Consider the following 14,601-nt stretch of genomic DNA (forward strand, 5'->3'; position numbering starts at 1 on the left):
AGATTGAGGAAAAAGGCTTAGCCATTGACCACCTGGGTCTGTTTCTGCTGGATGCCTTTGGCAATCTTATAGCTTTCTTCCACATGCGCTTCGGCGACTTTCTTCATGACAAAATAGCCCAGGCTGGCCGCCACCAGCTGTCCGCCTAAAGGAATAAATTTGGTGACTTGCTTCGTGATCACTTTCGCGGCAACATTGTTCAATGATTTTTTGACGGCGGTACGTGCCACCACCAAACCGGAAAATTCAATGCCGCGTTTACGCAGTTCCTGCCAGTGAATCTGCTTGGTTTCGGGGTCATAGACACTGACCTGTTCCGGCGACAGACCAAAACGGGCATTAATTTCAGGAATCAGTTGTGACAAAATACCGACGTCAATCACGACATCTAAAAATGGAACCGGAATGACCGCCGCGCCTGCGGACACGTAGGCCCGTTTTTTGACCAGCTCCAGACAGTCAGCACGAACTTGCTCTAAATTTAAATTGGGGTCAATCGAGTTGGGAATCTTGTCTATTTTCATAATATTAAATACCTTAAGCGGTGTATCGATTTTTTTATTGAAGCACTATTAAGGTACGTATTTCAAAGCATTTTTGAATCGAACCATGAGCTAAAAGTGACATAGGCAACTGCAAAAGTATAGTAATGAATCTTTATGGTTTTGTAGATATCATGGCAAAAGTTTAACAGGGTAGAGCGTTATGGGGATTCATGTCATTCAAAGTCAGCGTGTCGATGTACTGGTCGAGGCGATGCTGAAGACAGTCCGTAAACCTGCAGCGCATCCGCTGGAGGTATTAAAAACCCAGCACTTTATTGTGCCGTCCCCTGCGGTGGAAGCCTGGTTAACCCAACGTCTGGCCGAACATCAAAGCATCTGTGCCAATACCGAGTTTCATCACCGGATTCGCGGTTTCCAGTGGAGTGCCTATCAATGGGTGCTGCACGATCAGAAAGACTTGGTCCGTCAAGCCAATATTCCACGAATTATCATTAAATGGCGCGTATTTCAGGCGCTAAAAGAATTTATTCAGCCGGAACAGAATCCGCTAGCAACCAGCCATGCGCTGTTTCCGATTATCCAGCGGATTTATGCCAGTGCTGACCGGCTGGAACAGCCGCTGGAACGCCAGCTGAAAAAACAGAGCATGCTGTACTGGGTGGCCGAACAGGTATCCAAACTGTTTAGCCACTATATGACTTATCGCGGGCATTGCCAGAAAGGCTGTGGCGAGCAGTGCCGCTGTCCGACCAACTGGCTGATGCAATGGGGCCGTGATCAGGCCCTTGATCTGGAGCAGATGTTCTTTAAAACCGACAGCGAAGTGTCGGGCTTTATGCTGCAGCAGGCAGAAGAACTGGAGGCGTGGCAGCGCTGGCTGTGGCAGGCAGTTTTTCATGAAGATTTTGAGCAGATGCAGCAGATTGACCAGCTGTTCTGGCAGGCGCTGGGCAGTCCGGAGCAGCCGGGCAAGGCGCTACGCAAATTACCGAAACAGCTGGTGGTATTTACCTTGCTGGACTTGCCGCCGCAGCAGTTACAGTTCCTGCGCCGTTTAGGTCAGTACATTGAAATTTTTATCCTGCATTACAACCCTTCACAGGAGTACTGGGCCGACAGCGTCGATCCGAACTGGAAGGCACGTTATGATGCGCGGGTGAAACAGCGTTTTCTGGCGCAGCATCCACAGGCCAATGATGCCGAGATTGCTCAGTTTTTCGAGCAGTTTACTCTGCATTTTAATGCCCAGAACCGTGAGTCGCGTCATCCCTTGCTGACCCGTCTGGGCAAGCAGGCACGCGATCATTTCTCCTTACTCTCTGCCTTATCTTCCGGTGAAGAAGGCGTGTGGGCCGATCTGTTTATTGATGACTATCAGCCCAGCTTATTGGGCAAGCTGCAGGCCGATATCCTGTATTTAAATGAACCGGCCGCGCATCAATATGCTTTAGAGCAGCATGATGATTCCATCCAGATTCATGTCTGCCATTCCAGTCTGCGTCAGCTGGAAGTGTTAAAAGACCAGCTGCTGCACTGGCTGTCGCAAGGCACGAAAGAGCAGCCGCGCCGGCCAAGCGATATTCTGGTTTTGAGTCCGAATTTAAAAGAGATCGAACCTTTAATCCGCAGTGTCTTTGCGCCACCACCGAGTGCGCGTGATCTGGGCAGTCCCTCACATGACAGCAGCAGGTTGGCCCAGCACAGCGTGTATTTGCCAATTCAGATTGCCGGGGTCAGCCAGCTGGATGTCAGCAATGCCTGGCGCGCCGTGGCTGGCCGGATTCGTCTGTTACAGGGCCGCTTTAGTCTGGATGAATTTGCTGATTGGCTTGGGCTAGCGGCCAGTTTGCAGCGTTATGAGCTGGACATTGCCCAGCTGGAGCGTCTGCTGGAACTGCTCAGTGCCGCTGGTTTTAAACGCGGTTTTGATGCCGAGCATTTGCAGCGCAGCCTGAGCGCCGATGATCAGGATTATCGCTTCAGCTTTAAATTTGCGCTGGATCGTCTGGCGCTGGGGCTGGCCATTCCGGAGCATACCCTGTTTCAGGATACGCTATGTTTTGCCGAGGTAATGCCGGCCGATTTTGAACTGATTGCCAAACTGATCCAGATTTATCAGGACCTGGCCGAGCGCCGGCACTGGATGATTGCGCATGAACGCGGCGAGAACACGCGGGCCGAACAGTGGCTAAAACGCTTAATGCAAGACATTGACGAGTTTAGTGCAGCCGGTGTCACCGCGCTGGAAAACGTCTATAAAATCATTAAAAAGCAATACCGTATGCTGACTTTGGCTAGCTATTATGATGAGCAGGACCGGCATGCACTGGCGGCCTTAAGTCTGCCTTTGCCGTATATATTGGAAGAAATTGAAGCACAGCTGGCAGCACAACTGGAACAGGCTGAACCAAGCGGCCAGATTACCTTTTGCCAGCTGGGCCAGCTGCGTCCACTGCCGTATAAACTGGTGGTGATGCTGAATCTGGACAGTGGCAAATTCCCGAATCGTAATGTGCAGCTGCCATTCGATTTAATGCAGTTGCTGAAACCGCAACTGGGTGACCGCTCGCGTCTGGAAGATGATCAGGGTGCATTTTTGGATGCACTGCTATTGGCGCAGGACAAGGTCTGGCTGTTTTATAACGGCTTTGATGTCAATGACGGGCAGGTGCGTGATCCGTCCAGCATCTTGCAGGAGCTGATTCAGCATCTGGCGCTGATTGTTGCCGCGCCGCAGCCCGAGTCTGCGCTGAACCAGACCGTGAATATTGACGGGATTGAGGTGCCGGAGCAGTTGCGTCAGCTGTACTGTGTGCACCGTTTACAGCCGTTTGATCCGCTCGGTTTTGAATCCAGCGAGATCATCCGTTTTCAGGACCAGTGGTATGCAGTGGCACAGCAGATTCGTCAGCCGGGTGGGCAGCGCAGTCACTGGGCCAATCAGCCTTATCCTTTATTGACCCAGGATTTGCAGGTGCTGGACAGCCAGCAATGGATTCAGGACATGATTTTCCCGGCGCGGCTGTATTTAAAAAGTGTCGGGGTGGAAAACCTGCGCCCGGAACAGCGCAGCGATCAGGCCGAGCCGTTATTGCTGGATGGTTTAGGCCGTTATACCATCCGCGATTTTCTGAAACAGCAGCACGATACGCCCGATCCGGCACTGTTACAAGACCGCCTGCCGATTGGCAAAATTCGTGAAGGCAGCTGGACCATGAGTCTGGTCGAACAGCAGCAGCTACAGGCCCGCTTGCAGCACTATGCACCGAGTGAAACGACTATCACCCGACAGGTCTGGAAAGTGCGTCCTGACTTGCACATCCGCCTGACCCTGCCAAAACAGGGCGCCGAGCGCTGGGTTAGTCTGGAAGCGTCCAGTGCGCGTGCCAAACGCCGTACCGCACTCTGGCTGGAATATCTGCTCTGGCTGGCCTATCTGAATCTGGGTGATGGCGGCCAGCAGCATCAGCGGATTGTGGTATTTAGCGATGATACCGTCTGCTGTGAAGGGGTCAGTTCCAATCAGGCCAGACAGTGGCTGGAACACTGGTTTAAGGCTTGGGACTATGGCCAGCGCCAGCCCTTGGTACTGCCATCAGCCTTGCTGCTGAAAGTGGCGGAAAAAGGCAAGCAGCATGAATGGGAACCCGATGCCGAACAGCGTATGCAGCTGAAAGATCTGGAGGGGCTGTATAAGGACTGGAATGATTCAGGCCAGTTCAGTGCCTTTTCAGTGGCCGACAATGAAGCCTGCAAGCATCATCGTGACTGGCAGTTTATTTTGCAGGAGCAGGATGCCAGTTTATTATTGGTACATGCCTGTGAACAGTTTTCCTATGATTTATACCAGCCGATTTTCTGGCACCAGCAGACGCTTGAGGAGTAAATGATGGCCGCTACTCCACATTCTTCGCCACTATCTTTCCAGCCCATTACCGACATGCAGTTCAAGGGGCTGCACTGGATTGAAGCTTCGGCTGGCACCGGCAAGACCTATACCTTATCCAGCCTGATTGTGCGGATTTTTCTGGAAGCCTATTTACCCCATCAGGTGGTGGCGACCACCTTTACCCGTGCCGCCGCGGCCGAGCTGAAAAGCCGGATTCGTGCACGTCTGGTTGAAACCCTACGTTATTTTGAACAGTGCCAGTCTTATACCGAAGCCGAACTGCAAGCCAAGGCCCAGACTGAGTCCGATCCGCTATTGCAAAAAGTGCTGGCGGATTATGCTGCCAAACCGGACTTTGCCCGTGACCGGCTCAAGCTGGTGATTGACCAGCTGGATGAACTGTTTGTGGGTACCTTAGACAGTTTTAGCCAGAAGTTGTTGCGAGAATTCAGTTTTGAATGTGGCAAGATTGAACGCGCCGATATTACTGATGATGCCAAAAGTTATGTGCATCAGCTGATTCATGATGTGCTGCGGCAATGGCTGCAGGCCCAGCCACAGCAGGTGGTGAATTATCTGCTGTTGCAAAAGAAACTCAAGCATGTCGACGCCTATGTGGGTATTGTTGAAAATACCCTGAATTTTGCCTCGGCCCAGTTTCGTGAAGTACCGGCGCCCGAACTGGATTTAAACCAGTTTGAAGCAGCCATTGATGAGTTGTTGCAGCTGGATCTGGCTGATGTCGACAGCCTAAGCGACTATTATCTGGCGCAGGGCCAGTACGCTGCACTGGTCGGGAAAAAGTGGCGCACCAATCAGCTGATGCAACACACCTTATGCGAGGCTTTGCCGGCATTACTAAAGGCGTTGTCCCAGCAACGCGGCTATGCCTTGTTTGCACCACATTTTGAAAAAACCTTAAAGCTGTGTACCGATTTATCCACCAAAAAAGTGCTGAACAAATGCCCGGACGAGGTGCTGACGCAATTTGAACAGCATGCGGTGATTCAACGGCTGAAAGCCTTCTGCCAGCAGTTGCAGCAACTGCAACTGGATTTAGAGCTGCTGGATGCCTATCTCAAATACTATTTAAGCCGTGAAGTAAAAAAACGCCTGCCACAGGTGTTGCAGCAAAAAGGTGAAACCACCTTTGCCCAGCAGATCCGCAGCCTGTCGGAAGCCTTGCAGGGCGAGCAGGGACTGCGTTTTGCCCAGTTTGTGCACAGTAAATATCCGCTGATTCTGGTCGATGAATTTCAGGATACAAACCAGGATCAGGACAGTATGCTGGCCAGTATCTGGCGTCATGCCCGCTATTATCAGCAGGGCTGCATGATTATGGTCGGTGATCCAAAACAGGCCATTTACGGTTTCCGCGGCGGTGATATGCTGACCTATAACAAGGCCCAGGCCGATGTGCAGGCCAAACAGGGGCGCCTGTATAGCCTGAAATACAATCATCGTTCTATTCCGGCTCTGGTGGAAGTGGTGGACGCCTTGTTCCAGCGCCAAATAGATTTTGGTGAAGAGGTGCAATATAGCCTGGTAGAAGCTGGACCTCGCCCCCATCCGGCCTTAATTGACGGGCAAGGGGAGAACCGGCAGCCCTTACGCTGGTTAATGCTAGAAGACAAAAATAATGAAGCATTGCAGGTGGCCTGGAAAATCCGGGAGCTTTTAAATCAGGCGGCGCAGCAGCAGATCTATCTGCACAATGGTCAGGAGCGCAGCCCGCTAATTGAAGATGATATTGCGGTGCTGTCCAAAAACCATGACGGGCTGGACAAGGTGCAGTATGAACTGGAGCGGCTCGGGATTCGGGTGAACCGTCCATCCAAACGCAGTGTGTTTGACAGCCAGATCGCCAAAGATGTGGGTGCGGTGCTGACCGCAATCATGCATCCTTATGATGAAGCCAAAGTCAAACGGGCCTTGTTAAGCCGCCTGCTGAATTTTAATTTACAGCGCTTACTGGAACTGGAGGCTCATCCGGCCGGCCTGAGCCAGTTTATGGATGATTTTGACTGCATCCGCAGCATCTGGTTTGAAAAAGGCTTTTTAAGTGCCTGGCAATATGCCCTGAACCTGTTTCAGGTCTGGGAGAATCTGGTCGCCCATCACAGCCGTGACAATGAACGGGTGGTGGTCAATCTGCGCCATTTAAGCGAACTGCTTAGCCAGCACAGCGAACATTATCAGGGTGCACAAACCCTGTATCAGTGGTATTTAAAACAGTTGCAGGCGCCAAGTGAACGCGAGTGGGAACTGGAGCGAAAACTGTCCAATGCCGCCGGGGTACAGCTGATGACCATCCACCAGTCCAAAGGGCTGGAATTTAAAGTGGTGTTTTTGCTGGGGGCTGATAAGGACTTTCGCGAGGTCAACAAAACCCTGAATTTCTCGACCATTCAGGCGGTCAATCCGCTGACCGGTCAAACCGAGCAGCAGCGTCTGATTGCGGTAAATGCAGCAGCCTTGCTCAGTGCAGAGGATCAACAGCAGCATCAGCTTCGGGCCGAAGCTGAGCAACGCCGTCTGTGGTATGTGGCGCTGACCCGGGCCAGCCATCGGGTCTATGCCATTTTGCAGGATCAGAGCGGAAAATCCTGCTCCGGTCTGGCCTTCTGGCGCGGTCAGGGCAGCGACGTTTTCCAGCATCCGCATTGTGGCGATGAAGCGTTGCTGACTGAAAAGCCGCCAAGGCTGAAGCTGCAGCAGCATGAGCAGACGCTGCCATTAACGGCAAAGACTTTCCCGCAGCAGCGTTTTTATCCGCGCAGTAAAACCAGTTTCAGTGCTCTGGCCCAGCATTTAAGCCGTAAACAGGCGATTGATGCGCTGGCGGCTCATATTGAGCAGCACAGCAGTGCCTCTGATGAACTGCATCAGCCAGTAGCGGTGGCTGATGTCGACATCCTGAATCAGCCGATTGCCTGGATTAAACGCCAGTTCCCGATGGGTACGCTGGCCGGTAATTTCCTGCATGAGATTTTTGAACACATTGATTTTCAGGATCAGCAGGACTGGCCGCTGGAAATCCAGCGCCGTTTTAAAAATGATTATCCTTCTTTGTGGCAGGAGCTGCAGGACAAGTTTAGTCAGGAATATCCGGAACATACGGAGGACATCTTGCTGAGCTGGCTGTCGGCTTGGCTGCTGGATGTGCTGAGTACACCGCTGCATCCGGGCTTTCAGTTAAAACAGCTGGCGCCCGAGCAGCATCTGGCAGAATTTCCGTTTTATCTGTCCTTGTCCGATCAGGTCTTGGCGATCAAGCGGATTCATCAGCTGTTTGATGAATATGGCATTCAGATGCTGGATTTTCATGATGCCAATTCGGCGCGCTATTTAACCGGTTCGATTGACCTGGTGTATTTTGATGGCCACCGTTACCATATTGCCGATTATAAAAGTAACTTTTTAGGCGCCGATCAGTCGCATTATCAGGCGGCCTCGGTGCAGGCCAGCATGTCACAGTCCAGTTACTGGCTGCAGGCCGGTCTGTATCTGGTGGCCCTGCATCGCTACTTGAAAGTCCATCTGGAAAATTACGATATTTATCAACATTTAGGTGGGGCCAGCTATTTGTATTTGCGCGGCATGAATGGTCAGGCCGGGCAGGGCGTGTACCATTGGAAACCGCCGGTCGAGTTTATTTTGCGACTGGATGCACTGTTGGGGAATCCAACTGTCGATCAACTGGGGAAAATTGCCTAAATCATTTAATAACATTTAAAGAAAGAATGATTTAGCATGTGGATAACTTTGAGGATAATAGTGTGGACAACCAGCGGACAGTTTTAGCAGCAACGCCTGAAACCCAAACCCCGGCATGGTTTGCGCTTTGGAGTAACTATCTTTTACAGGCGCCTTTTTTTCAGGCGGAAAAGCGAGAAGATTCCGCTAAAATCATCGCGCAGTTGCTGGAGGCTACTCTCAATGGTGACAGCTGTATAGCCGCTTCTGCCGAACAGGTGGCAGCGTTGGCCAATCTGGTCGGTTCCGGTTCTGAACCGGGTTCGGTGGCGCCGTTTATTTATGACCAGCAGCATTTATACCTGTACCGTTATTGGGCGCTGGAGTCGGCGCTGGCACAGCAGGTGGCACGCTTAAAACAGCAAGCTGTTACGGCGGTAGATGTGTCGGACTATCTGCATTTATTGGAAGACCAGCACCAGCAGCAGGCGCTCAAAATGACCGCGACTACCGCTTTTAACCTGATTACGGGCGGCCCGGGTACCGGTAAAACCTATACTTTGGCGCGGATTATTGCCGTGCTAAACCAGGCCTTGCCGGAAATCCGGATTGCCATGGCGGCCCCGACCGGAAAAGCCGCGCAGCGTATGAAAGAAGCACTGCAGAATTCCTTTGATGATCCGAAAATTGCCAATCTGGTCAGTGACGATCTCAAACGCCTGACTCCAATTACCATCCACCGGCTTTTGGGCCTTGGCAACCGGCAGCAGCCACGTTTTCATGCTCGGCAGCCTTTACCTTATGACCTGATTGTGATTGATGAAGCCTCCATGCTGGACCTGAATCTGGCCAGTATGCTGTTCAATGCCATTGCTGAACAGACCCGGGTGATTTTACTGGGAGATGCGCAGCAGCTGGCGTCGGTCGATGTTGGTTCGGTACTGGCCGATTTACAGCAGGTGCCGGCACTGGCAGATAATCATGTGCATCTGGTCACCAGTCGCCGTTTTAAAGCCGGTGCCTTAATTGGTGAAATGGCCCGCTTTATTCAGCAGCAAACGGCTGAACAGCCGGCCGCGCAAATCTTGCAGCAGTTTGCCGCACAGCTGGTGCAGCCGGGCGAATTACAGGCCGTAACTTTAACGCAGGACATGGCCGATGTACTGCAACTGGAATATTTACCCGATGAAGCCCCGGATCCCATAGCCGGGCAGGGCTATTATGACAAACTGATGCTGGGCTATCAGGGCTATGTGCACAGCCTAAAACAGTATTTACAGGCCGATGATCCGGACGCGGTGGTGGCGCAGGTGGTGAAAGCCTTTGACCAGTATCGGATTCTGACTGCAATTCGGCATGGTGGCTTGGGCTTGCAACAGCTGAACATGCAGATTGAGCAGCGTTTGTTGCAGCAACTGGTTCTGGACGTGGCCAAGCAGGGCGACTGGTATGTCGGCCGGCCGGTAATGATGACCTATAACGACTATCAGCTCGGCCTGTCCAACGGTGATATTGGCCTGTGTCTGCAACGTCTGCGTGAGGGCAACCGGCAGTTTGAAGTGTATTTCCCGAGTCTGGATAAATGGGTGCCAGCCACACGCTTGCCAAAAAATATTGAAACCGCATTTGCTCTGACCATTCATAAATCTCAAGGTTCGGAGTTTCAGCATGTGGCGGTGGTGCTGGATCAGGCCGCGCAGAATCTGCTGAGCAAGGAACTGATCTATACCGCCATTACCCGGGCCAAATCGGTGGTGAGTTTACTGGCCGACCGGCAGGCGCTGGTACAGGCCTTAACCGTGAAAACCAGCCGTAACAGTGGTGTGTTAGAAAAAGTAAATGAACATTTGTCATTATAAAGTTGGCATAAATAAACCCGGCCGTTGTAAGAAAATGCTTACAACGATTCGAGAAATTTGCGCATAGAGCTTTGCCTGAGTTTTTGAGAAGATGACTTCACACAAAAGCTCAACACGGAAAGTTGAGGAAAATCGCAAAACCAGAATAAGAAAGTCGAGAGACAGCGAGCTTACATTGAAGTAGGTGAAAAAAAGAGGAAACTTACAGCCGCTAAGCCTTGTAGTTTTGGGAGAGACTACAGGGCTTTTTTATTGGCAGTTCAAAATCAAAAAAATGAAGCGTCATTCATCGACGTAAGCGAAAACGTACAAGGAGAGAGGTAATTATCTGCTTCTTTCCCCAAGGGCTTGTGGCAAAATCTATCACATAAGGAAAGCCAATTAAAACAGGGAATGTTGATTAGAAGAAGGCCAAAGCCTCGCTATACATCACAATAAATAAAATTAGAACAACGAAAAAAGAAGAAACTACAGCGCAAAAAATAGCCCGGGAATTTATTCCCGGGCTATTTTTATTCCATCTTGGCTTATTTGCGTTTGATCATCTTGGGCTTCTACTCGGTGTTTTATCAAATGGAGCGTAAACCTCTGTCTTTCAGGTCAGAGATATAAGCGACACGACATGAAATGTCGTTTAATTGCTAAAAAACAATATTTCAAGCCTAATATGAGCTAATATAAGCCCATGAAAACACTTAAATTACGCATAAAAAACAGTCACACAAAGGTGCTAGACCAATTGGCATCTGAAGTTACTTTTGTCTGGAACTATGTCAATGATTTGTGTTTCAAACACCTACAGCGCAAACAACAATTCTTTTCAGCATACGATATTGCTAAATACACGAAAGGCGCATCAAAGGAATGTAGTCTTCATAGCCAAACCATTCAGGCTGTAACAGAAGAATTGGTCACTCGCAGAAAACAGTTCAAAAAATTAAAATTGAGATGGCGTGTCAGTAATAAGAAATCAGCAAGAAGATCACTAGGTTGGATACCCTTTAAAAAGGTCGCTATTAAATATGCCGATGGATACGTTCAGTATGGCAAGCATCAATTCAAGCTATGGGATAGTTACGGACTATCGAAATACAGCATTCAAACAGGCTCATTTGTAGAGGATAGTCGTGGACGTTGGTATGTCTGCTTAGTGGTTGATTCACCCAAACAAGACAAACCTACCGCCACAAAAGCCGTGGGCATTGATCTAGGCTTAAAAGATATTGCTACTTGTTCAGATGGTACGATCATTTCCAATCCCAAGTTCTACCATCAATATGAACAGAAATTAGGGATTGCTCAGAGAGCGAGAAATAAAAAGCGTGTCCGTGCATTACACGCCAAGATTGCAAACTGTCGTAAAGACCATTTGCACAAGGCTAGCACCCAGCTGGTGAAAGACAATGCACTGATTGTCGTTGGTGATCTAAGAGCGAACAAACTTGTAAAAACTAAAATGGCGAAATCTGTTTTAGATACAGGATTTTCAGCACTCACAACCATGCTCAAGTATAAATGCGAGAACGCAGGGGTCATGTTTGAGGAAGTCAATGAGAGATTCACAACCCAAACCTGTTCGAGCTGCGGTACAATCACCGCAAGCAGTCCGAAAGGTAGAGCAGATTTGCGAATAAGAGTATGGGAATGTGAATGCGGAAGTGTAAATCAACGCGATTTAAACTCCGCCAAGAACATACTTGCGCTTGGGCATAAGCGTCTAGCAGTAGGAATTACCCTCCTTTCAGGTGGGTGAGGATGTCAAGAATAGAATCAATCCTCCGGGTAGACGCTGCATCATTCATGTGACATCGCATCGGATAATTCATGGCTTTTTCGCGTTGTGTTTTGCAATTTAAGCGGTTTTGTCTTAAAATAATGCACTTGCTGTAGTGATGCACGGCAGTCAGACAGATGCTTGACATCGGTTTGATTTTTATCAAGGTATTTTATAAGCATCTCGGAGAAATCGAATGGCTTTAACAAACGCAGATCGCGCAGAGATCATCGCTAAATTTGCTCGTGCTGAAAACGACACTGGTTCACCAGAAGTTCAAGTAGCTCTTTTAACTGCTCAAATCAATGACTTACAAGGTCACTTCAAAGAGCACAAACACGACCACCATAGCCGTCGCGGTCTGATCCGTATGGTTAACCAACGTCGTAAATTATTAGACTACTTAAACGGTAAAGATCACGGTCGTTATGTTGCGTTGATCGGTGCTTTAGGTTTACGTCGTTAATTCGATTTAGACTTTTATTTTCGGGTTATTGCATGCGTTGCGCTGTATGTCTGAAAACTAAAGTGTACCCGGCGTTGACCGGGTAATTAAGAAGGGGCGATTGTTTCGCTCCTTCTTTGTGTTTAAAAAACCTATATTTCTAGTGAGGTCGGCTTCTAAGCTTTGTCATTTACTTGAACCTGAGTCGTGAATGCCAAACCTTAGGGGTCTCCACTAGAATAAAATCAGGAAACAAAAATACATGTCAATGTTTAATATTATTCGTAAAGAATTCCAATATGGTCAGTACAACGTGGTACTGGAAACCGGTCGTGTTGCACGTCAGGCCAACTCGGTTTTAATCACCATGGGTGGTGTATCGGTACTGGTGGCGGTAGTTGCACAGCCAACAGCAAAAGCCGGTCAGGACTTTTTCCCACTAACCGTAAACTATCAAGAAAAGCAATACGCTGCTGGCCGTATTCCGGGTGGTTATGGCAAACGTGAAGGCCGTGCGTCTGAGGCAGAAACTTTAATTTCACGTCTTATTGATCGTCCAATTCGTCCATTGTTCCCGGAAGGTTATTACAACGAAATCCAGGTAACAGCAACAGTTGTCTCTTCTGACAAAACCATGGAAGCGGATATTGCTGCCATGTTAGGTACTTCAGCAGCACTGGCAATTGCGGGTACACCGTTCCGTGGCCCAATTGGTGCAGCACGTGTGGGTTTAATCAACGGTGAATACATCCTGAACCCGAACCACGAACAGCTGGCACAGTCTGACCTTGACCTCGTGGTTGCAGGTACAGAAGCTGCAGTACTGATGGTTGAATCTGAAGCGAAAGAACTGTCTGAAGACCAGATGCTGGGCGCAGTGTTATTCGGTCATGACGAAATGCAAATTGCGATTCAGGCGATTAATGAATTTGCAGCAGCGGCTGGCGCAACTGAGTCAACCTGGACTGCACCAGAGAAAAATGAAGACCTTCGCGCGAAATTAAAAGAAGCGTTTGAAGCGAAAATCTCTGAAGCCTATACCATTGCAATCAAACAAGACCGTTATGCTGCTTTGGATGCATTGCAAGCAGAGGCGGTTGCGCAGTTCGTACCTGAAGAAGATGTAGATGGCATCGCAGATGACCTGAATGAACTGTTTGAAGATCTGAAATACCGCACTGTACGTGACAACATCCTGTCTGGTAAGCCGCGTATTGATGGTCGTGACACCAAAACTGTACGTGCGTTAGATGTACAGGTGGGCGTTCTTGATCGTGCTCACGGTTCTGCGCTGTTCACCCGTGGTGAAACACAGGCGTTGGTAACAACGACTCTTGGTAACACCCGTGATGCATTAATGGTTGATACCCTGGCTGGAACCAAAACTGACAACTTCATGTTGCACTACAACTTCCCGGCTTACTCGGTTGGTGAAACGGGTCGTGAGTCTGGTCCTAAACGTCGTGAAATCGGTCACGGTCGTCTGGCACGTCGTGGTGTACAAGCGGTTCTTCCAGCTGCTGACCGCTTCCCGTACGTAATCCGTATTGTATCGGACATTACTGAATCGAACGGTTCATCTTCTATGGCGTCTGTATGTGGTGCATCTCTGTCACTGATGGATGCCGGTGTTCCACTAAAAGCACCAGTTGCGGGTATTGCGATGGGTCTGGTCAAAGAAGGCGAGCGTTTCGCAGTGCTTTCTGACATCCTGGGTGACGAAGACCACCTGGGCGACATGGACTTTAAAGTTGCCGGTTCTGCCAACGGTATTACTGCGCTGCAAATGGACATCAAAATCGAAGGGATCACTGAAGAGATCATGGAAGTGGCATTGAACCAGGCTTATACCGGTCGTATGCACATCCTGAACGAAATGAACAAAGTGATTTCACGTGCACGTCCAGAAATTTCAATGCATGCGCCTACCTTCCAGGTCATTACCATCAACCCGGACAAAATCCGTGACGTGATTGGTAAAGGCGGTGCAACCATTCGTCAAATCACTGAAGAAACCAAAGCGGCAATTGATATTGAAGACAACGGTACCGTTCGCGTATTTGGTGAAACCAAAGCAGCTGCACAAGCGGCTATTGCCAAAATTCAGGCTTTAACTGCTGAAGTTGAACCAGGCAAAATCTACGCCGGTAAAGTAATTCGTATTGTTGAATTCGGTGCCTTCGTAAACATCATGCCGGGTACAGATGGTCTGCTGCACATTTCTCAAATTTCAAATGAGCGTGTAGCTAACGTGACTGATGTACTGAAAGAAGGCCAGGAAGTGAAAGTCCAGGTTGCAGATGTCGACAACCGTGGCCGTATCAAGTTAACCATGAAAGACATTGATCAGGCTTAATTTCAGGCCCTGATGAATTGAAAAAGCCCGCTTTATGAAGCGGGCTTTTTTATGGCATGATCGCAAAATAAAATGA

General features: G+C 49.4%; 7 protein-coding genes. 6 read left to right on the forward strand and 1 reads right to left on the reverse strand.

What is annotated here, in order from left to right; genetic code table 11:
• Positions 1-17: 17 nt before the first annotated feature.
• Entirely contained in the window at positions 18-524 is a 507-nt protein-coding gene (locus GA693_RS14015; protein ID WP_005181834.1) for a hypothetical protein, read from the reverse strand.
• 181 nt (positions 525-705) lie between these two features.
• Between GA693_RS14015 and GA693_RS14020 the strand changes: the two genes are divergently transcribed.
• The 6 genes from GA693_RS14020 to pnp all read left to right on the forward strand — a co-directional run bounded on the left by GA693_RS14020 (position 706) and on the right by pnp (position 14,525).
• The gene (locus GA693_RS14020) at positions 706-4,392 is read left to right on the forward strand and encodes an exodeoxyribonuclease V subunit gamma (RefSeq protein ID WP_160241670.1); all 3,687 of its coding nucleotides are present in this window, start codon (positions 706-708) and stop codon (positions 4,390-4,392) included.
• A 3-nt stretch (positions 4,393-4,395) separates the two neighbouring features.
• The gene (locus tag GA693_RS14025; RefSeq protein WP_160241669.1) at positions 4,396-8,112 is read left to right on the forward strand and encodes a UvrD-helicase domain-containing protein; all 3,717 of its coding nucleotides are present in this window, start codon (positions 4,396-4,398) and stop codon (positions 8,110-8,112) included.
• A 62-nt stretch (positions 8,113-8,174) separates the two neighbouring features.
• Positions 8,175-9,950, forward strand: coding sequence for an exodeoxyribonuclease V subunit alpha (gene recD / locus GA693_RS14030; RefSeq protein ID WP_160241668.1), 1,776 nt, complete (start codon positions 8,175-8,177; stop codon positions 9,948-9,950).
• 685 nt (positions 9,951-10,635) lie between these two features.
• Positions 10,636-11,703, forward strand: coding sequence for an RNA-guided endonuclease InsQ/TnpB family protein (locus GA693_RS14035; protein WP_160241667.1), 1,068 nt, complete (start codon positions 10,636-10,638; stop codon positions 11,701-11,703).
• A gap of 217 nt (positions 11,704-11,920) precedes the next feature.
• On the forward strand, positions 11,921-12,190 hold the full coding sequence (gene rpsO, locus GA693_RS14040; RefSeq protein ID WP_004637724.1) for a 30S ribosomal protein S15: 270 nt from the start codon (positions 11,921-11,923) through the stop codon (positions 12,188-12,190).
• Positions 12,191-12,437: 247 nt separating this feature from the next.
• Complete coding sequence (gene pnp / locus GA693_RS14045) at positions 12,438-14,525, forward strand: polyribonucleotide nucleotidyltransferase (protein ID WP_171065134.1); 2,088 nt, start codon at positions 12,438-12,440, stop codon at positions 14,523-14,525.
• Positions 14,526-14,601 lie beyond the last annotated feature (76 nt).

Origin of the sequence: Acinetobacter indicus, assembly GCF_009914475.1 — a bacterium.
Taxonomy (GTDB): domain Bacteria; phylum Pseudomonadota; class Gammaproteobacteria; order Pseudomonadales; family Moraxellaceae; genus Acinetobacter; species Acinetobacter indicus.

Excerpts from the sequence above, each read along its gene's own strand:
- GA693_RS14035 (WP_160241667.1), top strand. The coding sequence starts at position 10,636 with ATGAAAACACTTAAATTACGCATAAAAAACAGTCACACAAAGGTGCTA.
- GA693_RS14020 (WP_160241670.1), top strand. The coding sequence starts at position 706 with ATGGGGATTCATGTCATTCAAAGTCAGCGTGTCGATGTACTGGTCGAG.
- GA693_RS14025 (WP_160241669.1), top strand. The coding sequence starts at position 4,396 with ATGGCCGCTACTCCACATTCTTCGCCACTATCTTTCCAGCCCATTACC.
- rpsO (WP_004637724.1), top strand. The coding sequence starts at position 11,921 with ATGGCTTTAACAAACGCAGATCGCGCAGAGATCATCGCTAAATTTGCT.
- pnp (WP_171065134.1), top strand. The coding sequence starts at position 12,438 with ATGTTTAATATTATTCGTAAAGAATTCCAATATGGTCAGTACAACGTG.
- GA693_RS14015 (WP_005181834.1), bottom strand. The coding sequence starts at position 524 with ATGAAAATAGACAAGATTCCCAACTCGATTGACCCCAATTTAAATTTA.